Consider the following 20,634-nt stretch of genomic DNA (forward strand, 5'->3'; position numbering starts at 1 on the left):
GCAAGCCCGATTTCGCAGGGCCTTTGCCGGTAACGAACGGTAGCGTCTTGCTGCTTTCATACAGCAGGATACGGATAGCCTTTGCTTCGATCAGCTAACCTTCAGTTTTAAATTGATCGTCGCCCTAATGACCTTATTCCGCGGCTTACGCAAAAGGGCACGACCTGGACAAAATTTTGCGGCTGCAGGTATAGTCTAAAAGTACGTTAGTTTTCGATGGCGGACTTTATGTGGAAACAATTCCGTGTGATCGCCAATTTCTCGCAAAGACCAACCTTGGGATCTGAGCATCATCGGGATTGCTCGTTCAAGCACGTGGCCGTAAGTTCCGTCCCTTTGCCCGCGTTCCTTCTCAAACTGATCAAGGTCGACATTGGAAAGAATGCTGTTGGCACACTGCGACCGTATCCAGAACATGGTTCCCGCATAGAAACCAAGGTCAACAGAGGCCGGCTCTGAACCTGCCGATCTTATAAATTTAAATACTCGTCTCTGGTTTGAGCCCCAATATCCCAGATCGCTGACATAGGACCCGCTCGCGCCAATCATCGCCAATTTTGGCGAATTGCCGAATTCATTGACGATCTTTTGGACGCCTGCTTCAGAGGGAATAAGTTCATTTAGCAGATCGCGTCTCCATTTCTCGCCGGATGGAGAATAGAGACTGCGCTTCCCGTGAATTTTCAGGATGGGTAGATCGTCGGGCAATTTGAGAAGAGCGAGCACCCTGAGGAAGGGCAAGACATCCCGCCCCTTGTTTTCGGTGGCCAATACGTCAAGTGAGACCTTGCATCTTTTCCACCTGGATTTGAATGCTGACAACACTAATGGATTGGACGACGTGACATAGATCTGGGCGGTGTCTGGCACCCGATCGAGCACGCAGATGAGTTCGTCCACCACCTCCTCATAGTGGCAATGACAAATAACAATGACCGGAAACTCGCTTGTCTCCTCTAGGTCCGGCCTGGGTGATTCATTAATTGACAACTGAGCTATCTCCACAAGACCACAAAGAACCGTTTAACGACAACCTATTTGGTTAGTCGCCAATACTTCACAAGACCGCACTGTTACTCGATTTTTCAACGTAGTGACGAATCCCGTCACATCTGTCAAACCGTAATCACTGGTGAACCGCGATTCACAACCCGCTTTCAAGCCTTTTTCCAAGCGCGCAAATGTATCCCATCTTGTGATGTTCCAGCTACACCAATGTTAAACGGGCTGCCCCATCTTGACACACCATCACACCGATCTCGTGAAAAAGTTCGCGTCGTAAAGTCCCTTCAATCTCTCAATTGAAGGGACTTGGGTCGGTAACCGCAGAAAACGATGCGCTTGGGAAGGCGCTCGGTGAACGCAACGAACAAGTGCAAGGCCTCGTTTCAAACGCCGCAGCCCTTGAGCAAACAATTGCACAATTACAATTCGACACAGCAAGGCAAGACGGCGAACTACGAGAATTACGGAATTCAACGTCTTGGAAACTGACGGGCCCCCTTAGATTTTTCGGACGCCTGATCGGTCGCGGTTAGTGAACGCTCTCATCGATGGGCAATCGAGACTGACTTCCCGCCGAGCCCGGTGACGCGGGTATCGCACGCGAACCTGGAAAGGCCGTACAAGCCTTCCTTGAAACGCGCGAGCCACCAGCTTCTGATTACAACAGTGCCGGCGAGCCTCGAAGATAACGATGGCAAGGTCAGACGCGGAGCATCGTCTTGATTGCCCGGCGTTCGTCCATGGCCTTGTAGCCTTCCGCGACATCGGCAAGGGGAAGCGTCAAGTCAAACACCTTGCCGGGATTGATCTTGCGGGTAAGCACGAGGTCCATCAGGTGCGGCAGGAAGCGGCGGACCGGGGCCGGGCCTCCGAGCATCCCAACCTGCGCGAAGAACAACGACTGACCATCAAACTGCACGCCGTGCGGCACACCGACATAGCCGATCATCGAGCCGGGACGCGCCACCTGCAGCGCCTGGTTCATCGACTCCTGCGTGCCGACGCATTCAAGGACGGAGTCGGCGCCAACCTTTTTGGTTAGCTGCTTGATCCGCGCAATACCTTCCTCGCCGCGCTCCGAAACTATGTCGGTCGCGCCATATTCGAGGGCGAGGTCCTGGCGCGTCTTGTGGCGGCTCATGATGATGATGCGACCGGCTTCCATCTGCTTTGCGGCCAGCACGCCCATCAATCCGACAGCACCGTCGCCGACGACCACCACCGTCGATCCCGGCTGCACGCGCGCCGCATCCGCGGCGTACCAGCCGGTTCCGAGCACATCCGAAACCGCAAGCAGGCTTGGGATCAGGTCTTCCTCCGGCTGCGACTCAGTGGCGACGAGTGTGCCATCGGCAAGCGGGACGCGGGCATAGGGGGACTGCGCACCAATCATGAACTCGCGCTGCTCGCAGGACGACTGAAAGCCGAACCGGCAGTGCGGGCAGGTATTGTCGGAGATTACGAACGAGCCGACGACAAACTGGCCAGGCCTGACGGTCTTCACATCGCTACCGACCTCTACCACCACGCCGCAGTATTCATGGCCCATCGCCAGCGGCGCCGTCACCTCGTTGGCACCGCGATAGGGCCACAGGTCCGAACCGCAGACGCAGCTGGCCGACAACTTGATGACGGCGTCGGTGGGCTTTTCGATTTTGGGCTCGGGCCGTTCCTCGAAGCGAACGTCGCCAGGGCCGTAGAGCATCGTTCCAAACATGACGTGTCCTTTCGTCTACTCTTGTTCTGAGGGTACTCCATCACCATGCGAATGTCAGGCGAAAGCCTCTAAAGCAGGTGACTTGCCTAAACACGGCTGGCCCGCGGACTTTCACGGCGGGGGGCCATCGACACACCCCGCCTTTAAATTGCTTGCGTGGCGCGTGCGTCATCGATCTATCCGCGCCTGGTTCTGGGGTGAATAGCGTTCGCCGGTGATCGCGATACCGGAAAGCGCGTCATCGATGGCAGCAAGCTCGGCGGGGGAAAGCTTAATAGCGGCAGCGCCGAGATTCTCCTCAACACGGGTCAGCTTTGTCGTGCCTGGAATGGGCACGATCCAGGGCGCTTGCGAAAGCACCCAGGCAAGCGCGAGCTGGGCTGGCGTCACCTTCTTTTCGCGGGCGATGGAGGCAAACGCCTCGGCAAAGGCGTGATTTGCCGCAAGATTGTCAGGTGCAAAACGCGGCACCGTGCTGCGGAAATCGTCGTTCCCGAATGTCGTGTCCTTGGCAACAGTGCCGGTCAGGAAGCCCTTGCCGAGGGGGCTGAAAGGCACAAAGCCAATGCCCAGCTCTTCCAGAACCGGAAGTATCTGATCCTCGGGCTCACGCCACCACAGTGAATACTCGCTCTGCAGCGCCGCAACCGGCAGAACGGCATGCGCGCGGCGGATGTTTTTGACACCCGCTTCCGACAGACCAAAATGAAGAACCTTGCCTTCCGCGATCAGTTCCTTGACCGTTCCGGCGACGTCCTCCATGGGCACATTGGGATCGACGCGGTGCTGATAGAGCAGGTCAATGCGGTCGGTTCTCAGGCGCTTGAGCGATCCTTCGACGGCCGCGCGAATGTGCTGGGGCTGGCTGTTCATCGCACCGCCCCCGGCAATGTCGAAACCGAACTTCGTAGCGAGGACGACCTGATCGCGGATGGGGACCAACGCTTCCCCTACAACGTCTTCGTTTTTGTAGGGGCCGTAGACTTCAGCCGTGTCGAAGAAGGTGATGCCGCGCTCAAAGGCTCCGCGGATCAGTGCAATGGCATCAGGTAAGGCCAGCGGCGGACCGTATGACTGGCTGATGCCCATGCAGCCAAGACCGATCGCCGAAACCTCAAGGCCGCTTTTTCCCAAAATCCGCTTTTGCATGTTTCTATCCTTCTTGCTTGTTGTCTGAGCCACTGAACACAATGACCTTGCTCATTGCGGCGCGCCCTTGCCCGCGCCGTATTCCTCGTCGGTAACGTGTTGCAGCCAGTCGACGGCCTTGCCATCCAGAGATTCCTGAACAGCGATGTGGGTCATCGCAGTATCGGGGGCCGCGCCGTGCCAGTGCTTTTCGCCGGGGGCGAAGCGCACGACATCGCCAGGGCGGATGTCTTCGATCGGCCCGCCTTCGCGCTGGACACGCCCGTATCCGGCGGTGACGATCAGCATCTGGCCGAGTGGATGGGTGTGCCACGCGGTGCGGGCGCCGGGCTCGAACGTTACGGCATTGGCTGCAGCCCTTGAGGGGTCTGCGACAGCGAAGAGCGGGTCCACGCGCACCGTGCCCGTGAACCAGTCGCTAGGTCCTTTGGCAGAGGGCTGCGTTCCGGCGCGGATGATTTCCATGATGACTCCTTGCGCCGGGGGAAGGTGGTCCCAACGCTTCACAGCCAAAATAGTCCTCACAGTATTTTTCAACTAGATGATATTATCTGCATGTCCTTATGAATGAGATTCAGTAATGCAAAAGCCTGATTTGAACGACCTTATCGCGTTCAGGGCAGTTGCCCGCGAAGGCAGCTTTACGCGGGCGGCGGCGCAACTCGGCCTGTCGCCGTCGGCCCTCAGCCACACCATTCGCCGTCTCGAGACAGTGCTTGATGTGCGCCTGCTGGCCCGGACCACGAGAAGCGTGGCCCTTACCGACGCGGGCGAGCGTTTGCTGCATGAAATAGGCCATCACTTCGATGATATCGACCGTGCGGTCGAAACGCTGATGGCCACGCGCGACAGGCCGACGGGCACGCTGCGCATTAATGCGGGCGAGCATGCCGTCCGCTCCATCCTGTGGCCGAAGCTCGACCGCTTTCTGCGCCACTACCCCGCCATCAAGGTCGAAGTCGATATCGACAACGGCTATACCGACATCGTGGCGGGGCGGTACGACGCCGGTGTCCGGCTGGGGCAGGAAGTAGCCGCCGATATGATAGCAGTCCGAATCGGCCCCGACTGGCGCATGGCGGTGGTGGCGGTGCCCGATTATTTCCGGGAGCATGGCGTGCCTAAATCACCGCACGACCTCACCCGGCACCGTTGCATCAACCTGAGACTGGCGACATATGGCGGCTTTTACGCCTGGGAGTTCGAGCGCGACGGGGAGCCGCTGAATGTCCGGGTGGGCGGGCAGCTTGCATTTAACAGCAGCCTGCCGATATTGACGGCTGCCCTGGCCGGGCACGGACTAGCCTTCATTCCAGAAGACATGGCGGCCACCCATATCGCCTATGGACGGCTGCAGCGCGTACTGCCCCAACGGTGCGCGTCATTCACGGGCTACCATCTCTACTACCCCTCGCGCAGGCAATCATCGCCGGCTTTCCAGCTGCTTCTGGACGCGCTCAGGTTCAAGCCTTGATAAAGAGTATCGGAATGGCAACTCCCCGGAACGTGCGCCGACTTGCCTCCAGGTCAACGGCGTATGCGAGGAGGAGCGCGTTTACCCTGAAATGTCGAAAGTGATGCTGTAGCGGCACGCGGCGACAGGCTGCGCCTCGTTCATGAAGGCGACCTTGACCTGATACTGGCCGGACGGCGGCAACTTGCCTATGTATCCGTCGCCGATAGCCCTGGCTTCGACCACCGCGCCATCGCTTTCGGGATCGTAGACGTTGAACGTGCAGCTCTCATTATCGGACCTGAATGCGATCGACATTTCCTGGCCGGGCTTGGCCTCGATAATATAGGTGGTGGTTTCAGGCCCGCGAATATCGCCCGACATGGTCGTCGAGCGCATGCCAAGGCGAAATTTGACCAGGTAGGATTGGCTGTCGGCCAGTCCGCTGCCGGCGCAAGCAACACAGGCTGAGAATGCAAGAATGAACAATCGTATCTTCATGTTCGACTCATTCAAGCGAGAATGCAGCCATGCTAGCAGCTTTCCGTTAATGGAAAAGTGCTGCACAGGCCCTGCCATCGGCAAAATACACTAAAAGATTGCCTTGCGTTGCGGCGCATCGGCAATGCGCCGCCTCGCTGCCCCAGGTCCGTGGAACAAATTTTACCAGCCGCTGTTATGGATAGCCGGCGCTCGATGCCGGCTCGCAACGGAGGCACGGCCATGTTCGGGAAGTTATTCAACACCATCGCGAATAAGGTCGCGTTTGCCGCCGGCAAGCCGGTAACATTCATTCTTTGCTGCGTCGTGGTGGTCGTCTGGGGGATCAGCGGCCCTATATTCGGCTTTTCCGATACGTGGCAGCTCATTATCAATACAGGTACGACGATTATAACCTTCTTGATGGTGTTCCTCATTCAGAACACCCAAAACCGGGACGGCATCGCCATTCAGGCGAAGCTTGACGAACTCGTCCGGGTCACCGAGGCGAAAAATGCCTTTATCGGCATCGAGCACTTGACCGAAGACGAAGTCGAAAAATTCCGCCGCCAATGCGAAGCTGCAGCCAAAAAGGCCGACAAGGAGCTCGAGGAACTCAAGAAAACCGAGGCCCAAAAGCGCTCGCAAGGCAAGACCGCAGCCAAGCCCGCAACTGGTCGCGCCCGTACCTCCCGGTCTGCCGCAGCGGCGCGCTGACGTTCCTTTTTATTGTGCAATGCAACCTATGATTTGTTGCATTGCAGCTATGCAAAACTGTCACTCCAAGTTCCTCACCGCCTTGCCTATATCACCGTCAACGATCGGAAAATGATCCAACAAACAAGAAGTTACATAGGTGAGTGAAATGAACTTGATCCGCTCTTACAATAACTGGCGCCGCTATCGTGACACCGTCACGGAACTGAGCCGCCTTTCTGCCCGCGAACTGAACGACCTTGGCATCTCCCGCGGCGATATCGCCTTCGTTGCCAAGCGCGCAGCTTCGGCTCGCTAATAGATTACGACTTGCGTCCGGAGCACTCCTCCTCCCAAGCTTCGGACGTATAAAGACCGGCACTCCTCCTCCCAGCCGGTCTTTACAAATAGCACCCACCGCTCCTCCCGCGGTGGGTGTTGTTTTTTGTGCCTCAGCATCTCCATCCCCAGATTGTTCGCTCGACGGTTTCCCTGTAACGCTCTGCCGACCATGAGGAGGCGAACATGACGGGCGGAATTCACCACATCACGCTAATTACCCGCAAGGTTCAGGCAAATGTCGACTTTTATGTCGGCTTCCTTGGGCTGCGGCTGGTCAAACAGACCGGCGGGTTCGAAGACGCGACCCAGTTGCATCTGCTGTATGGCGATGCGACCGGAACACCCGGCTCGCTTATCACCTTCCTCGTCTGGGAAGACGGCTCGCCCGGCCGCGTCGGCTATGGGCAGCCTAGCGAAATCGCGCTTGCCATAGCACCGGAAAGCATCGGCTTCTGGCTGACCCGGGCCCTCCAGTTCAACATACCGACCTCCGGTCCGGCGCAAGAGTTCGGCGAACCCGTGCTGCGGCTCAAGGATCCCGATGGCGTTATCGTCAAGTTCGTCGGCACCGATGCTGTCGCTGCCTGCGATGCCTGGGCCATGGACGGGATACCCTCGCCTGACGCGATACGCCGAATCCGCGGCGCGACCATCCTCACCGAGCAGCCACGAGCCACCCGTGCCTTTCTGGAAGATTATTTCGGCTATGCGGCGATGGGTGAAAGCGAAACGATCACGCGAATGGTGGCAGAAAGTGGCGACTGCGTCGATGTCCGCGATGCTTCCGGTTTCTGGAGTTCGGCGCCCGGCACCGGCACGATCGACCATATCGCCTTTCGTTCCCCAGGCATTCCCGAAGTGACAGCCATATTCGATCGTCTCGTTGCAAGCGGCGCCGATGCCACCGCCATGCACGACCGCAAATATTTCTCTTCGATCTATGTGCGCGAACCGGGCGGCTCGCTGTTGGAACTCGCGACCGACGGTCCGGGCATGTTGATCGACGAAGCGAAGAACGAGCTCGGCTCGACACTGTTCATTCCGCCGCACTTTGCGAAAGAAGCGCAGAACCTCAAAGTGATGCTGCCGCAGTTCAGCATGCCGAACGAGTGGCGGTTCATCTATCGCGAGCTACCCTTTGTGCACCGCGTCTATACGCCGGAAGAAGCCGGCGGACCCACTCTTGTGCTCCTGCACGGAACGGGCGGCAATGAGGCGAGCCTCATGCCGCTCGCAGCATTGGCGGCACCGCGCGCAACGCTGATGGGCGTGCGCGGCCGCAGCACCGAAGAAGGTAGCGCGCGTTGGTTCCGCCGGTTTGCGCCGCTCACCTTCGACCAGAAGGACATAGGCTTCGAGGCGGATGCCTTCGCTGCCTTTATCGAGGGCGCGGTCGAAGCCTATGGGCTGGACCTTACCAGCACGGTGTTCATCGGCTACTCGAATGGTGGAAATCTGCTTGCGGCGATGATGCAGCTGCGTCCCCATCTCGTGCGCAACGCAATACTCCTGCGGGCAACGAAAGTGCTCGATGAAACCCCGCAATCCGACCTTTCGGATGCGCGCATCCTGTTCGTCACCGGCGACCATGATCTCTTCGGCGCCCATGCGCCGGCACTGGAGGCGGAACTTCGGCAGGCCGGGGCCGATGTGACTTCATTGAGCGTGCCGGCCGGGCATGAAACCGGCGATCATGACATCGAGGTGATCCGCCAATGGCTGGTGGAAACGGAAACGGGGCAGAACTGATCTGCCCCGTTTTTGAAGTTTATACGAGAGGCTTGAGGCCCGCTTCGATCGATGCGCGTTTCGGTTCGAGGAAGGGCGGCAAGGACAGGCTCTCGCCGAGCGTTTCCATCGGTTCGTCCACTGCAAAGCCCGGCGTGTCCGTAGCGATCTCGAACAGGATACCGTTGGGCTCGCGGAAGTAGAGCGAGCGGAAGTAATAGCGTTCGACCTCGCCGCTTGACGGCATGCGGAAGCCCTTCAGCCGTTCGGTCCATTCATGCAGCGCTGCCACGTCGGGAACGCGGAACGCGACATGGTGAACCGCGCCCGCACCCTGCCGGGCGACGGCAAGATCCGGCTGTACAGCGACATGGAGTTCGGCGGCAGGACCGCCCTCGCCCATGGCAAAGACGTGGACATGCCCTACGCCGTCCGGCGATGCATAGTCGCTAACCTTGCGCATGTTCATCACATGCAAGAGAATCGCCTCGGTATTGGTGATGTCAGGCACGCTCAGCGTAATCGGCCCGAGGCCGCGTATCTGGTGTTCGGCCGGAACCGGGCTCTTCTCCCATGGATGCGACGGAGTGGCGCCGCCATCATTGACAAGGCGGAAACGTTGGCCTTCGCCATCCTCGAAATCGAGTGAATCATAGCCGCCCACGACAGCGATCTCGCCGGCCCTGACGCCGAGTTTGTCAAAACGCTCCTTCCACCAGGAAAGGCTTTCCTTGCTGCCGACACGCAAGCCGGTGCGTGCGATGCTGTGCGTGCCGCGCCGTTCCGGCCCGACAGGCCAATCGAAGAATGTGAGATCGGAGCCAGGCGTTGCCTCGCCGTCGGCGTAGAACAGGTGGTAAGCGCTGGTGTCGTCCTGGTTGACGGTCTTCTTGACGAGGCGAAGGCCGAGCGTCTGCGTATAGAAGCGCAGGTTTTCAGGTGCATTTGCGGTAATGGCAGTCAGGTGATGAATGCCTGTAAGTTGCAAGGTCATTGAAGCCTCCTGGATGATAATTGCGGCCCGTTTGCCGTTGGGCTGAATATCTGTCGTTGCCCTCACCTGATAAAGAGCCAATCTGCGCAACCCATGTTCGCCTGTATCGAACAAAAGCAATCAAATCGGCTTCCCTCGCAGCCGACTGTCCGATAAATTGCAACCATGAAATGGCGTTTCGACGATCTTCTCACCTTTCTCGACGTAATGGAAACGGGCAGCATCACTGCGACCGCCGCTCGCCTCAACCTGTCGAAATCCGTCGTCAGCAAACGTATCACCGAACTTGAAGGGGCTCTTGGCATCGAGTTGTTCCAGCGCTCGCCGCGCAAGCTTGTCGCATCCGGAAGTGCCCTGGATTTTGTCGAGCGTGTGCGGCCGCTGGTGCGAGAACTGATCGATGCAGCCGATCGGGTCGGTGAGCGGCACAGCGCCATCCGGGGGACGCTGCGCATCGCGGCGCCCATGACCTTCGGCACGCTCTATCTCGGGCGCATGATCGCCGATTTCGCCCGCCAGTACCCCGAACTTGAAGTGGCGGTGGAATTCGACGATCGCATGGTCGATCTCGGTCGCGGTGGTTTTGACGTCGGTATTCGCATCGGCATCTTGAAGGATTCGAGCCTTATTGCCCGCAAGCTCTGCACCGATTCGCGCGTCATCTGCTGCAGTCCGGATTTTGCGGCAGCCAACGGGTTGCCGAAATCCCTGGACGATCTCGGCAATTTCGCCTGCATCGACTATTCCAATGTAAATACCAGCCAGCTCTGGCAATTCGAAAACCCCGGCCAACCATCAGATCCGATTTCCGTGGCCATGCATGGGCGTATCGTTGCGAATAATGGTGAGGCGATGCGCGATATGGCGATTGCCGGGCTTGGTCTCGTCCTGCTGCCGATGTTCATTGCGGCCGAAGCGCTGCGTGCCGGCACGCTCATTCCGGTGCTGCCACAGGCAAAGCCCCTCCCTTACAGGATCCATGCCGTCTACCCGCCGACCCGTCATGTCTCGGCGAAGGTCCGCGCCTTCGTCGATCATCTGGTGCGCCATATCGGTGATCCGCCTATATGGCAGATGACCGATGTTCTACGCCAGGAGCCCGCTTGAATTAGCCTTGGCTTGCGCGAATCACCTCTCGGGGTTTTTCCGCCGCCTCGGCGGCCTTGCCCGCCTTTCGTAGCCGGTTTCGCAAAAAACCCTGTAAACACTGGGTATAAACCAGCATTTTGGGCGCTATTGCTGATGACAGGGCGGGAATCGCATGCCATACAGACCCCTCCGATCAACGAATTTACTGAGGAAACCGCCAACATGAATACCTCCGATCTTGTAGAGAAGCTGGTTGCTGATCAGGGTCTTACAAAAGTTCAGTCCAAGGCGATTGTTGACAGCGTTCTTAAGGGTATCACCGATTCCGTCGTAGCTGGCGATGAAGTATCGCTGCCGGGCTTCGGCAAGTTCAAGGTTCAGTCGCGCGCTGCTCGCGAAGGCCGTAACCCTGCAACTGGCGCTACGATCAAAATCGCAGCTTCGAAGAAAGTCGCGTTCCAGCCTGCAAAGGCATTGAAGGACGCGCTGAACGGCTAATCCCGTTCACGATCGACTTCAAAAAGGGCGGCGCGGTTGTGCCGCCTTTTTCATTTGTGGCAGCCTTGAGTAACTTTTCGTTCACCATAGATGCGCTCTCCTTGCCAACCGCCAAGCGTTTGCCATAAATCCGCCCTGTCTTGGTCGCAGATCACGATTGCATGATTGAGCAATTTGCATAGTTGCGGTAAGGCTTTATCAACCATAACCGATGCATGCATGTGCTGTGGGTAAGGATCCGCGTGATTTGGGTCCAGGCAATGACACTGACAACAAACTGAAACAGCTTGCGATGAAACTATCGACACGAATCCTTGTGCCCCTCGCGCTCACCGCATTTCTTGCGGCGTGCCAGGGATCGTCCGTCGAGGACATTGTCCCGAACGGCGCGTCGACGCAGCTGCCTGCGAAAATGATCGAGAGCATGAAGTCGAAAGGCATCAGCCTGACCGCGCCTGTCATGTTCCGCATTTTCAAGGAAGAGAATGTCCTTGAGGTCTGGAAGCGCAAGGACAATGGCCGCTACGACATGGTTACAAGCTACCAGATCTGCAAATGGTCGGGAAAGCTCGGGCCGAAATTCATCGAAGGCGATCGTCAGGCGCCTGAAGGCTTCTACGCGGTGCGGCCGGCGCAGATGAACCCGAAATCGAGTTACTATCTCTCCTTCAACACCGGCTTTCCCAACGCGCTCGATCGCTCCCTTGGACGCACCGGCGCGAATTTGATGGTGCATGGCTCGTGCTCGTCGTCGGGTTGCTATTCGATGACCGACGCGCAGGTCGCCCAGATTTACGCCTTTGCCCGCGACGCCTTCAAGGGCGGCCAGGACTCGATCCAGCTCGAGGCCTTCCCCTTCCGCATGACCGCAGCCAATATGGCGCGCTACAAGGATGATCCGAACTATGCCTTCTGGAAAAACCTGAAGGAAGGCTATGACCATTTCGAAATCACCAAGGTGCCGCCAAAGGTTGATGTCTGTGAGAAGAAATATGTCTTCAATCACACCAGCGATCCGAACGCTCCTATCGCCGCAACGAGCGCCTGCCCACCGTCCGATCAGCCCGATTCGCTGAAGATGGCCTATCAGTCCTACCAGAGCACCTACGATTCGGCGTTTTCGTCGATGGTAAGCAAGGGCCGGGTTCAGCCGCCTGCACGCTCGATCCAGGGCATCGCTGAAGCAAAGATCATCGCTGACTGGAGTTCTCGTCGCGCCCGCGGGGAACGCGTTACGATGGACCCGCCGTCGCTCTCGCCGCAGGACAAGGACAAGGCTTCGAAGCCGCAGGTCATGGTACGCCTCGCATCCGCCGTCGCTGCCGACAAGGCCAAGGAAGAGCGCGAGGCCGCCAAGCGCACGCGCATGTCGAAGGTTCAACTGCCCTCCGGCTCGATGTCGGTCGCCTCCAATGCGCCAGCACCTGCCGTCTCGGCGCAGGCCACCCCGCAGACCACCGGTGCAATCGATACCGCCCCGGCAGCCGCGCCTGTCGAACAGCCTGCGGCAGCACCTGCCAAGAAGGCCTGGTGGAAAATTATCGGTAACTAGGGACGTGCCTGACGAAATCTATGACCTGCGCGGTCTGAACTGTCCCCTGCCGGTGATGAAGACGCGCCGAAAGCTCCTCGACATGCCCGCCGGGAGCCGTCTGTGGGTCGAAACCAGCGATCCGCTCGCCGTGATCGACATGCCGAACTTCTGCCAGACCGAGGGCCATCAGCTGATCGAAACAATCAGCATCGTCGGCGGCCACCGCTTCCATATCGAGCGTGGCGACCCTATCTGAACTTCATGCCTGAGATTGCGAGCGGATTGTCGATGAGCGCCGCACTATCCGGCGTATCGATTTGCGGCTGGTTCAGGAACGCGCTGAAAAGCTGCCGGACATAGCTTTCGGGCAAGTCCTTCACGATCATCACCAGACGGGTCTCGCGCGCGCCATCGGGCCAGGCAGCAAGCCGCGCCGGCGGGTGGAAAATCTGTTGCACGCCATGGATCACGAGCGGACGGTCCGGATCATCAGCAAGCTGCACGATGCCCTTGACCCGCAGCAGCTTCTCGCCATGGGCGGAGCGCAACAGATCGAGGAACATGTCGAAGCTCGACAGCGGCACCGGACGGTCGTGCCTCAGGGAAAAAGAACGGATCGAGGCATCATGGCGGTTGACGTCATGGTGGTGATGATCGTGACCGTTCCCATGGCTATGATGATGGTGGTGATCACCGTCGAGGCCATGGCGCTCGCCTTCGCGGTCCCTGTAGGCCTCCGCTTTCAGCCAGCGCTGCACGTCCACCGTCTTGGTCTCCGCATTATAGATGCCGCATTCGAACAGCGCCGCATAGCCGGTGCGCTCATCGCCGACATCGATCAGTTCAGCACCGGGATTGAGCGCCGCGAGGCGCGTGCGCAACGCCGCGAGACCTGCTGCTGCTTCGGGCAGGTCCGTCTTGGTGATGACGATCCTGTCGGCGACGGCGGCCTGCTTGACCGCCTCTTCATGGGCATCGAGCGTCGCCATGCCGTTGACCGCGTCTACCGTCGTGATCACGCCGTCGACGCGAAAGGCCTGCAGCAGGACCGGATGGCCCATGATGGTGTGGAGAACGGGTGCAGGATCGGCGAGGCCCGTCGTCTCGATAATGACGCGCCGCAGACGCTCCAGCCGCCCGGTCTGCAAACGGTCGATCAGGCCCGCAAGCGTATCGACCAGTTCGCCGCGCACGGTGCAGCAAAGGCAACCATCGGCAAGCTCGATGACGCCGTCGCTGGCGCTTTCTACGAGGAGGTGATCGATGCCGACATCGCCGAATTCATTGATGATCACGGCCGTATCGGCCAATGCCGGATCCTTGAGGAGCCGGTTGAGCAGCGTTGTCTTGCCGGAGCCGAGAAAGCCCGTTAGGACCGAAACCGGGATGGGCGCGTTGATGGCCATCAATTGACGGCCTTCAGCACATTGCTGGCATCCGTCATCGAAGGCCGATCTGGCCGCGGCGTCGGCAAGGGTATGCTGCTCAGCGGCATGCCTTCGGAGTTAACCTTGGGCGGCAGGACGACGATCGGTTCCGACTTCGGCTCATGGTCGAGCCGCGCGAGGTAGACCGAGCCCTGGACCAGGTGGCCCTCGGCATCCTTGCCGTCCCAGCTGTCGGAGGCATTTGCCTGTTTCGAGCAGACGGTCGGACGCATGTTCACCGCGACATCCCGGGTGGGTCCGCCATAGGGCGCCAGCGTATCGAGTGTCTGGCCGCTGCCCTTGCCTTCGAATGCCTTGCCGAGGAGATCGGCCGCCTTGGTGACCCGCGAGGTAATGGTCATTTCGCCAAGAACCACCGTGACAATCGTCCGACCGTTGCGTGTCGCCGAACCGATGAGATTATAGCCGGAGGGGCATACGAAACCCGTCTTCATGCCGTCGGCACCCTGGAAGCGCCCGATCAGCGCATTGTAGTTGGCCTGTGATTTCTTGGCGCCGTAGTCGATCGCCTCGATATCGAAATAATGGGCATATTGCGGATATTCGCGGCGCAAATGCAGCGTCAGGACCGCGAGATCGCGGGCCGTCGAGTAGTGATCGTCCGAATGCAGGCCGTTCGGATTGACGAAGTGCGTGCCATACATGCCAAGGCGCTTTGCCTCCTCATTCATCAGCGCGGCAAACTTCTCTTCCGAACCGCCGAGTGTCTCGCCGATGGCCATGGCGACATCATTGGTCGAGCGCACCAGCATGATCTTCAGCGCATTGTCCAAGGTCATTTCCGTACCCGCCTTGTAGCCGGATCGGCTTGGCGGTTCCTTGACGGCATTTGCGGAGATGCGGATTGGCGTGTCGAGCGTCACCTGCCCGGATTCGATCATGCGGAATGCCACATAGGTCGTCATCAGCTTGGTGAGCGAGGCCGGATACCAGCGCTGGAACGCATCCTCCTGCGACAGGATTTCACCGGTATTGGCGTCCACGGTAATGTTTGCGCCGGCAAATGCTGTGGTACCGGCCATGGCCGCAAGCAAACAACCCGATAGAAAAGAGACTACAGTTTTGCGCATTCCTGAGATCCGACCTGTCCTTTTAAAAGCAACCGGGAGGGCATAAGGCATTAAGCCGCGCTTCACGCCGGGCGGCAATGGCCTTATCTATCTTATGTGGCAGGCAAAAGGCAAAGCGCCTTTATGCTGTGCACGAAAATGTCAGACGCGAATTTGGAGTCGCTAACGAATGCCCTTGCTCAACCGTGCCATCGAGATGCAGGACGAGGTTTCAGCGTGGCGTCGCAAGCTGCACGAGAACCCGGAACTGATGTTCGACGTGCACGAGACGGCCGCCTTCGTCGCCGCGAAACTGCAAGAATTCGGCTGCGACACGGTGGAAACCGGCATCGGCCGTACCGGCGTCGTCGGCATCATCAAGGGGCGTCATGGCCATGGACCCACGATCGGCCTGCGCTCGGACATGGACGCGCTGCCGCTCACCGAGATCACCGGCAAGCCATGGGCCTCGCAAAACATCGGCAAGATGCATGCCTGCGGCCATGACGGCCACACCGCGATGCTGCTCGGCGCTGCGCAATATCTTGCCGAAACACGCAATTTCAAGGGCACGGTCGCAGTCATTTTCCAGCCGGCGGAGGAAGGCGGTGGTGGCGGGCGCGAAATGGTCAAGGAAGGCATGATGGAGCGCTTCAGCATTTCGGAAGTCTATGGCATGCACAATATTCCGGGGCTCGCCGTGGGCGAGTTTGCCATCCGCAAGGGGCCGATCATGGCGGCGACGGACGAGTTCAACATCACCATCGAAGGCCGCGGCGGGCACGCGGCGCAGCCGCACCGAACCATCGATCCTGTGGTCATCGGCGCGCAGCTCGTCAACGCCTTGCAGACCATCGTCTCGCGCGGCACTGACCCGCTCGATTCCGTTGTGCTGTCAGTGACTAAGTTTCATGCGGGTGATGCGCACAACATCATCCCCCAGCGCGCCGAGCTTGCCGGCACGGTCCGCACGCTGCGCGCCGAAATGCGCGATTTTGCCGAAAAACGCCTTACCGAGGTCGCCGAAGGCGTTGCCGGCGCGCTTGGAGCAAGCGCCAGCGTTCACTATGCCCGCAACTATCCGGTGACGTTCAATCATGACCGCGAGACAAGCTTTGCCGCGCAAACCGCCCGTATGGTCGCCGGCAATCACGCGGTCAACGAAGACGTTGCGCCGATGATGGCCGGCGAGGACTTTTCCTACATGCTGGAAGCTCGCCCCGGCGCCTTCATCTTCATCGGCAACGGCGACAGCGCATCGCTGCACAATCCGGCCTATGACTTCAACGACGCCGCCATTCCACACGGAATCAGCTATTGGGTAACGCTCGCGGAAAGCGCCCTCCCCGCCTCGCCCTGAGGCGGCTTTGGCAACGCAATTTCCTCGCATCTTCAGGCTTGGCGCGCGCGGCGAAAAACAGTATGTCTCAAGTCATGGTCCCGTAGCTCAGTAGGATAGAGCGACAGATTCCTAATCTGTAGGCCACTGGTTCGAATCCAGTCGGGATCACCAATTACCGATGCCCAAGTTAATATGTTTGCCTCGTCGCATCGTGCGGCAAATAGCCTTATGCGAGCAGACTTCCGGTTCGCGGCGAGACTCAAGGAACTGGCTCGACCCTTGTCCAGAAATCGTTGAAGGCGATGCTGTCAAAGAAAGCGTGCGCCTTGCCGATCTTGCCGTCTTTCAGATCGAGGAACCAGGCATAGGTATTTGCATAGGGCTTGCCGTCGCGCGCAGTGCCGCTCGCATCGAAGAAAACGACGACCGTGTTACCTTCTGCATAGATATTGCGAATTGACGGCTTCAGGCCGGCGCTCATGCGCGCGTTGAATGGCCGGATCACTTCACTCATGAAGGCTTCGCGGCTCGGATAGGTCTTGGAAGCAAGTGAATTGCCGGTAATGGTCCACGTCGCATCATCGGCCAGCAAATCGTATGGGCCGCCTGTTCCCGCGGCCCACGCATCGAACGCGCGCTGGATGATCGCCTTGTTCGCATCTGCCGTGTCTGCCCGTGCGTGCGCCAATGGAGCCAGCGCGGCCACGGCGAAGCCTGAGACCGCTACTGCCAACAATGTGCCAAATCCTGCCATGGCTATCTCCTCCACTGGTAATAATCAGTCGCAGTCGTGCACGGGCCGGACCGCCTAGATTTGGTTTTCCCAGGCCGCCAGTTGGTGTTCCTTCAACATATTTTCGATCGCTTTCGGCACCACATTGCGGAATTTGCCGGTGTCGGCGGGCACGACCTCGATCATGCGATCGATCATCTCCTGCGGGTCCATTTTACCCTCGGGCGTTGCGAAGAAGTCGTCGAACCCCTTGCGCAGGTCAGCGCGCTTGGTGAAATTTGTGGAATCGTCCAGCCAACGGAACGGGTTATCGGCCATGGTTTCATTATAACCGGTGTAGTAAGCGCCGGGGTTGATCGTCTGAATCTTGATCCCATAGGCGCTGAGTTCCTGCTGCAACGCCTCAGCGATCGATTCCAGAGCATGCTTGGTCGAAACATACGTGCCCCAGTTGGCCGGGGTAAAAAGCCCGCCCATTGACGATGTGAAGACGACCTTGCCTTTCTTGCCCTGCCTCACCCATTTCTGGACAACGCCCTGCGTAAGCTGAAGGGGCAAGATGACATTGACCTCGAAGTTACGGCGAACAAGGTCGATCGGGATTTCCCAGACGGGACCGGCCTCGCCCATGCCGGCATTGTTCCACAAGACATCGAATTCCCATCCAATGGCCTGTTTGATGTCGTACGGATCGTCGAGATCCAGACGTTCGACACGGAAGTTGTTGAGGCCGAGCGCAGCGGCTTCCTCCCGCAACGGCGTGACTTGCGAAGATACGTGTGCTGTGGCGATGATGTTATGACCGTTTTTGGCCATCCCGATCGCAGCAGCTTTACCGAAGCCCGACCCAGCACCGGTGATAAGGATCGTCCTGGACATTCCATTCTCCTCTTGTTGGCCTAGTTGATGTGAGTTTTGAGAGCGTCAGTCGAGGCCTGAAACGGCCGCCTGGGCGACGTCCATGTCCTGTGCTACGGCCCCTCCCGACACGCCTACCGCCCCGAGGAAAGTTCCGTCGGGCGCCGTCAGAGGCAGGCCACCGCCAAATACCACGAGAACGCCATTGGTCTGCTCAAGCCCTGGCGATCCGCCTCCCGGCTTGCAGAACTCACCAACGGTCTCCGTTGCCATCTGGAAGAGGGCGGCCGTCTTGGCCTTGCCCAGAGCGATATCTATGGACCCGAGCAATGCTCCATCCATGCGGCTGAAAGCTTTGAGTTGCGCGCCTGCGTCAAGCACCGCAATATTGACCGCAACCCCGATGGCCTGGGCACGGGCTTCCCCGGCCGCAATGATCGAACGCGCCTGATGAACCGAGATCTGCATGGCTATTCCCCTCGACGCCAACTGCGCGAGGAATAATATTCAGCATCGCTCGTCCTGCGAGGTACGTGCGTGCTTTCTTGTGTACTCGAGTGCTGATTTGAGAGCGGCCGAAATCACATATGCTTGAATGGGTACGGCCGTCGGCGGTTCGGTCCCCTCACAACTTGTGCTTGCGGCGCCATTCGCCCGGGGAGGCCTTGAAGCGCTTGAGGAAAACTTTCGTGAGGTGACTGTGGTCAGCGAAGCCGCAATCGTCGGCGATCGCCTGGATAGTAAGGCTCGTTCCCAGAAGCAACGTCACCGCCTTCTCCAGGCGCTGGTTCTGCAGCCACATCATGGGCGAGCGACCCGTGCTGATCTTGAAGGATCGAGCGAGATGAGCGCGGGAAAGGCCGGTTTCCTTGGCGAGAACGTCAAGCCCGATATCGCCTTTCAGGTTCGCGAGCAGAAGGTCCTTTACCCTTCGCTCTTGCCGCGGAGCCAATCCTCCTTTGACCGCGCGGAACTCGGTTGCCTGTTCCCCGTAAAACATGGTCAGATGGGACAGGAGCGTTATAGTAAGCTGGTCAAGGAAGAGGCGCGAGGCAGCTTCAGGCCGTTCGAATGCAGGTACGAAACATTCCATCAAGTTTCGCACGATGATATCTGAATAACCAAACACGTCTCTATCCCGCAGCGTCGAGAAGGGCGCCAGATCGTTCTCCTGGTGGAATTCGGTAATCGAGGCATGGGGCGCGAACATCGAGACGCAGTCGACGTCTCCGGCCTCGACCGCTGTGTAGCGTCTTCTAAGGTCGAGGAGCAGAAATTCGCCGGGATCCAATGATACGGACGTTACCGGCTTCCCATCGATCCAACGTGGCCGCGCCGGAAGATGGTTTCTTTGATAGCAGATCATGTAGCCGTCCGCCTGCTCCAGCTGGACGGGAATGCCATTGTCATCGTGCCGCCATTTCAGCCTGCCGAAGGTGGCGTCCTGCAGCGTGATATGACTCATCTCAAGCGACGAAGGCCGCTCGACGCCTTGAAACCTGTCCGGACTGGCTATCCCCCTGCGCGCCATCCTTAGCCCCCGCGCGATGTTCCGGATCAATACTAGATTAGCCGAGGCGCCAAATCCACCCGTCCGTTGGGCGTCACTGGAAGCGGCCGTCCAGCGGCGCTTTGGCGAGCACTGATATGGTCAAGCCATTTGGTTCAGGGTATTGCGGACGTTTTTGTTCATTTCGGCCTGGGTCGCGGCAAAATCACCGACAGAGGTCCAGTAGCGCAAGGTTATCGACACGCTGCTATCGCCGAGGTCCGCGACAAATGCGGCAGGAGTCGGTTCCTTTTTCACGCGCGCATCGCGCTCGGCGAGCTTCATCAGCGATTTCTGCATTGCCTCGATGTCATCCGAATTGGGAATCGTGATGGTGATATCGGTCCGGCGCACGCCATTGCGCGTATAATTCTTGACCGGCAGCGTCCATAGCGTCGAATTCGGCGCAAGAATGTAGATCCCATCAGCGGCACGCAATCGCGTCGCAAAGAGCCCTATCTCCTCAACAGTGCCGGAGACGCTGCCGACTTCGACATATTCGCCGATCCGCAGCGGCCGCAGCGCCAAGAGCATAATACCGGCGGCTATATTCTGCAGTGTTCCCTGGAGCGCCAGACCGATAGCGAGACCTACCGCGCCAATGGCGGCAATGACCGATGCTGTCTGGATACCGAACTGGCCCAGCACCATGACAACCACGAGCCCGAGCACGAAATAGCGCGCGATCTTTGAAAGGAAGCGACGCAAGGTAAGGTCGAAGCCGCCAACGCGGCCAAGACCGGCAAAGAGCCAGCGCTCCACGAGGCCGGCCACAAGAAACCCTATGACCATGAGCAAGATCGCGCCGATCACCGAAAACGAATAGGTGACAACCAGCGCACTCGCCTGTCTTATCCCGGTTTGTATGGCGGAATAGGCGCTTTGAGGATCAAGTTCCATAAGACAGTTCTCCGTTTCGGTGGGAAGGGCTCAACCGTTGGAAGATGTTCCTGGTTCCGGATGCCAGAGC

At 58.8% G+C, this 20,634-nt stretch carries 22 protein-coding genes and 1 tRNA gene; 10 read left to right on the plus strand and 13 right to left on the minus strand.

Annotated elements, in window-relative coordinates:
* Nucleotides 1–195 precede the first annotated feature (195 nt).
* The 4 genes from HQ945_RS13690 to HQ945_RS13705 all read right to left on the minus strand — a co-directional run bounded on the left by HQ945_RS13690 (nucleotide 196) and on the right by HQ945_RS13705 (nucleotide 4,336).
* The gene (locus HQ945_RS13690; RefSeq protein WP_162737284.1) at nucleotides 196–990 is read right to left on the minus strand and encodes a rhamnan synthesis F family protein; all 795 of its coding nucleotides are present in this window, start codon (nucleotides 988–990) and stop codon (nucleotides 196–198) included.
* Between the two features lie 715 nt (nucleotides 991–1,705).
* Nucleotides 1,706–2,722 carry a zinc-dependent alcohol dehydrogenase family protein gene (locus HQ945_RS13695; RefSeq protein WP_113282095.1) on the minus strand — a complete coding sequence of 339 codons (1,017 nt, stop codon included), beginning with the start codon at nucleotides 2,720–2,722 and terminating at the stop codon, nucleotides 1,706–1,708.
* Between the two features lie 168 nt (nucleotides 2,723–2,890).
* Nucleotides 2,891–3,871, minus strand: coding sequence for an aldo/keto reductase (locus HQ945_RS13700; RefSeq protein ID WP_113282096.1), 981 nt, complete (start codon nucleotides 3,869–3,871; stop codon nucleotides 2,891–2,893).
* A gap of 51 nt (nucleotides 3,872–3,922) precedes the next feature.
* Complete coding sequence (locus tag HQ945_RS13705; RefSeq protein ID WP_027231309.1) at nucleotides 3,923–4,336, minus strand: (R)-mandelonitrile lyase; 414 nt, start codon at nucleotides 4,334–4,336, stop codon at nucleotides 3,923–3,925.
* A 115-nt stretch (nucleotides 4,337–4,451) separates the two neighbouring features.
* Between HQ945_RS13705 and HQ945_RS13710 the strand changes: the two genes are divergently transcribed.
* A complete protein-coding gene (locus HQ945_RS13710) occupies nucleotides 4,452–5,345 on the plus strand; it encodes a LysR family transcriptional regulator (RefSeq protein WP_113282097.1) in 894 nt (297 codons plus the stop codon).
* Nucleotides 5,346–5,426: 81 nt separating this feature from the next.
* Here the strand turns inward: HQ945_RS13710 and HQ945_RS13715 are convergent, their stop codons facing one another.
* Nucleotides 5,427–5,825, minus strand: a complete 399-nt coding sequence (locus HQ945_RS13715) for a hypothetical protein (RefSeq protein ID WP_139202517.1) — start codon at nucleotides 5,823–5,825, stop codon at nucleotides 5,427–5,429.
* Between the two features lie 222 nt (nucleotides 5,826–6,047).
* On the opposite strand from HQ945_RS13715, the gene HQ945_RS13720 reads away from it, so the two are divergent.
* The 3 genes from HQ945_RS13720 (at nucleotide 6,048) to HQ945_RS13730 (ending at nucleotide 8,591) form a co-directional block, all read left to right on the plus strand.
* Nucleotides 6,048–6,521 (plus strand): low affinity iron permease family protein, encoded by a 474-nt coding sequence (locus HQ945_RS13720; protein ID WP_027231306.1) that lies wholly within the window; start codon nucleotides 6,048–6,050, stop codon nucleotides 6,519–6,521.
* Between the two features lie 148 nt (nucleotides 6,522–6,669).
* On the plus strand, nucleotides 6,670–6,819 hold the full coding sequence (locus tag HQ945_RS13725) for a DUF1127 domain-containing protein (protein ID WP_081815820.1): 150 nt from the start codon (nucleotides 6,670–6,672) through the stop codon (nucleotides 6,817–6,819).
* Between the two features lie 206 nt (nucleotides 6,820–7,025).
* Nucleotides 7,026–8,591 carry a VOC family protein gene (locus HQ945_RS13730; protein WP_113282098.1) on the plus strand — a complete coding sequence of 522 codons (1,566 nt, stop codon included), beginning with the start codon at nucleotides 7,026–7,028 and terminating at the stop codon, nucleotides 8,589–8,591.
* Nucleotides 8,592–8,610: 19 nt separating this feature from the next.
* Here HQ945_RS13730 and HQ945_RS13735 read toward each other — a convergent pair whose 3' ends face one another.
* Nucleotides 8,611–9,564 carry a ring-cleaving dioxygenase gene (locus HQ945_RS13735; protein ID WP_113282105.1) on the minus strand — a complete coding sequence of 318 codons (954 nt, stop codon included), beginning with the start codon at nucleotides 9,562–9,564 and terminating at the stop codon, nucleotides 8,611–8,613.
* 165 nt (nucleotides 9,565–9,729) lie between these two features.
* On the opposite strand from HQ945_RS13735, the gene HQ945_RS13740 reads away from it, so the two are divergent.
* The 4 genes from HQ945_RS13740 (at nucleotide 9,730) to HQ945_RS22890 (ending at nucleotide 12,941) form a co-directional block, all read left to right on the plus strand.
* A complete protein-coding gene (locus tag HQ945_RS13740; RefSeq protein ID WP_036813690.1) occupies nucleotides 9,730–10,671 on the plus strand; it encodes a LysR family transcriptional regulator in 942 nt (313 codons plus the stop codon).
* Nucleotides 10,672–10,875: 204 nt separating this feature from the next.
* Nucleotides 10,876–11,151, plus strand: a complete 276-nt coding sequence (locus HQ945_RS13745; RefSeq protein WP_027231303.1) for an HU family DNA-binding protein — start codon at nucleotides 10,876–10,878, stop codon at nucleotides 11,149–11,151.
* A gap of 292 nt (nucleotides 11,152–11,443) precedes the next feature.
* Nucleotides 11,444–12,703 (plus strand): L,D-transpeptidase family protein, encoded by a 1,260-nt coding sequence (locus HQ945_RS22885; protein WP_246272684.1) that lies wholly within the window; start codon nucleotides 11,444–11,446, stop codon nucleotides 12,701–12,703.
* 4 nt (nucleotides 12,704–12,707) lie between these two features.
* Nucleotides 12,708–12,941: a sulfurtransferase TusA family protein gene (locus tag HQ945_RS22890; protein WP_027231301.1), complete on the plus strand. Its 234-nt coding sequence runs from the start codon at nucleotides 12,708–12,710 to the stop codon at nucleotides 12,939–12,941.
* On the opposite strand, the gene HQ945_RS13755 is transcribed toward HQ945_RS22890, so the two are convergent.
* Nucleotides 12,934–14,085 carry a GTP-binding protein gene (locus HQ945_RS13755; RefSeq protein WP_113282106.1) on the minus strand — a complete coding sequence of 384 codons (1,152 nt, stop codon included), beginning with the start codon at nucleotides 14,083–14,085 and terminating at the stop codon, nucleotides 12,934–12,936. The two genes, HQ945_RS22890 and HQ945_RS13755, sit on opposite strands and share 8 nt — an antisense overlap.
* Before the next feature lie 5 nt (nucleotides 14,086–14,090).
* Complete coding sequence (locus tag HQ945_RS13760; RefSeq protein ID WP_027231299.1) at nucleotides 14,091–15,203, minus strand: D-alanyl-D-alanine carboxypeptidase family protein; 1,113 nt, start codon at nucleotides 15,201–15,203, stop codon at nucleotides 14,091–14,093.
* Between the two features lie 169 nt (nucleotides 15,204–15,372).
* On the opposite strand from HQ945_RS13760, the gene HQ945_RS13765 reads away from it, so the two are divergent.
* Both HQ945_RS13765 and HQ945_RS13770 read left to right on the plus strand, forming a co-directional pair.
* Nucleotides 15,373–16,542, plus strand: coding sequence for a M20 aminoacylase family protein (locus HQ945_RS13765; protein ID WP_113282099.1), 1,170 nt, complete (start codon nucleotides 15,373–15,375; stop codon nucleotides 16,540–16,542).
* Nucleotides 16,543–16,618: 76 nt separating this feature from the next.
* A tRNA-Arg gene (locus tag HQ945_RS13770) sits at nucleotides 16,619–16,695 on the plus strand.
* 88 nt (nucleotides 16,696–16,783) lie between these two features.
* Here the strand turns inward: HQ945_RS13770 and HQ945_RS13775 are convergent.
* The 5 genes from HQ945_RS13775 to HQ945_RS13795 all read right to left on the minus strand — a co-directional run bounded on the left by HQ945_RS13775 (nucleotide 16,784) and on the right by HQ945_RS13795 (nucleotide 20,564).
* On the minus strand, nucleotides 16,784–17,278 hold the full coding sequence (locus tag HQ945_RS13775) for a nuclear transport factor 2 family protein (RefSeq protein ID WP_027231297.1): 495 nt from the start codon (nucleotides 17,276–17,278) through the stop codon (nucleotides 16,784–16,786).
* A gap of 54 nt (nucleotides 17,279–17,332) precedes the next feature.
* Nucleotides 17,333–18,136 carry an SDR family oxidoreductase gene (locus tag HQ945_RS13780; RefSeq protein ID WP_174208185.1) on the minus strand — a complete coding sequence of 268 codons (804 nt, stop codon included), beginning with the start codon at nucleotides 18,134–18,136 and terminating at the stop codon, nucleotides 17,333–17,335.
* Between the two features lie 45 nt (nucleotides 18,137–18,181).
* Nucleotides 18,182–18,583 carry a GlcG/HbpS family heme-binding protein gene (locus HQ945_RS13785; protein ID WP_174208186.1) on the minus strand — a complete coding sequence of 134 codons (402 nt, stop codon included), beginning with the start codon at nucleotides 18,581–18,583 and terminating at the stop codon, nucleotides 18,182–18,184.
* Nucleotides 18,584–18,740: 157 nt separating this feature from the next.
* A complete protein-coding gene (locus HQ945_RS13790) occupies nucleotides 18,741–19,646 on the minus strand; it encodes an AraC family transcriptional regulator (protein ID WP_174208187.1) in 906 nt (301 codons plus the stop codon).
* A gap of 120 nt (nucleotides 19,647–19,766) precedes the next feature.
* Nucleotides 19,767–20,564, minus strand: a complete 798-nt coding sequence (locus tag HQ945_RS13795; protein WP_174208188.1) for a mechanosensitive ion channel family protein — start codon at nucleotides 20,562–20,564, stop codon at nucleotides 19,767–19,769.
* Between the last annotated feature and the right edge of the window lie 70 nt (nucleotides 20,565–20,634).

Origin of the sequence: Phyllobacterium pellucidum, from assembly GCF_013327855.1 — a bacterium.
Classification (GTDB): domain Bacteria; phylum Pseudomonadota; class Alphaproteobacteria; order Rhizobiales; family Rhizobiaceae; genus Phyllobacterium; species Phyllobacterium pellucidum.

Excerpts from the sequence above, each read along its gene's own strand:
- HQ945_RS13695 (WP_113282095.1), bottom strand. The coding sequence starts at position 2,722 with ATGTTTGGAACGATGCTCTACGGCCCTGGCGACGTTCGCTTCGAGGAA.
- HQ945_RS13700 (WP_113282096.1), bottom strand. The coding sequence starts at position 3,871 with ATGCAAAAGCGGATTTTGGGAAAAAGCGGCCTTGAGGTTTCGGCGATC.
- HQ945_RS13705 (WP_027231309.1), bottom strand. The coding sequence starts at position 4,336 with ATGGAAATCATCCGCGCCGGAACGCAGCCCTCTGCCAAAGGACCTAGC.
- HQ945_RS13710 (WP_113282097.1), top strand. The coding sequence starts at position 4,452 with ATGCAAAAGCCTGATTTGAACGACCTTATCGCGTTCAGGGCAGTTGCC.
- HQ945_RS13715 (WP_139202517.1), bottom strand. The coding sequence starts at position 5,825 with ATGAAGATACGATTGTTCATTCTTGCATTCTCAGCCTGTGTTGCTTGC.
- HQ945_RS13720 (WP_027231306.1), top strand. The coding sequence starts at position 6,048 with ATGTTCGGGAAGTTATTCAACACCATCGCGAATAAGGTCGCGTTTGCC.
- HQ945_RS13725 (WP_081815820.1), top strand. The coding sequence starts at position 6,670 with ATGAACTTGATCCGCTCTTACAATAACTGGCGCCGCTATCGTGACACC.
- HQ945_RS13730 (WP_113282098.1), top strand. The coding sequence starts at position 7,026 with ATGACGGGCGGAATTCACCACATCACGCTAATTACCCGCAAGGTTCAG.
- HQ945_RS13735 (WP_113282105.1), bottom strand. The coding sequence starts at position 9,564 with ATGACCTTGCAACTTACAGGCATTCATCACCTGACTGCCATTACCGCA.
- HQ945_RS13740 (WP_036813690.1), top strand. The coding sequence starts at position 9,730 with ATGAAATGGCGTTTCGACGATCTTCTCACCTTTCTCGACGTAATGGAA.
- HQ945_RS13745 (WP_027231303.1), top strand. The coding sequence starts at position 10,876 with ATGAATACCTCCGATCTTGTAGAGAAGCTGGTTGCTGATCAGGGTCTT.
- HQ945_RS22885 (WP_246272684.1), top strand. The coding sequence starts at position 11,444 with ATGAAACTATCGACACGAATCCTTGTGCCCCTCGCGCTCACCGCATTT.
- HQ945_RS13760 (WP_027231299.1), bottom strand. The coding sequence starts at position 15,203 with ATGCGCAAAACTGTAGTCTCTTTTCTATCGGGTTGTTTGCTTGCGGCC.
- HQ945_RS13765 (WP_113282099.1), top strand. The coding sequence starts at position 15,373 with ATGCCCTTGCTCAACCGTGCCATCGAGATGCAGGACGAGGTTTCAGCG.
- HQ945_RS13775 (WP_027231297.1), bottom strand. The coding sequence starts at position 17,278 with ATGGCAGGATTTGGCACATTGTTGGCAGTAGCGGTCTCAGGCTTCGCC.
- HQ945_RS13780 (WP_174208185.1), bottom strand. The coding sequence starts at position 18,136 with ATGTCCAGGACGATCCTTATCACCGGTGCTGGGTCGGGCTTCGGTAAA.
- HQ945_RS13785 (WP_174208186.1), bottom strand. The coding sequence starts at position 18,583 with ATGCAGATCTCGGTTCATCAGGCGCGTTCGATCATTGCGGCCGGGGAA.
- HQ945_RS13790 (WP_174208187.1), bottom strand. The coding sequence starts at position 19,646 with ATGGCGCGCAGGGGGATAGCCAGTCCGGACAGGTTTCAAGGCGTCGAG.
- HQ945_RS13795 (WP_174208188.1), bottom strand. The coding sequence starts at position 20,564 with ATGGAACTTGATCCTCAAAGCGCCTATTCCGCCATACAAACCGGGATA.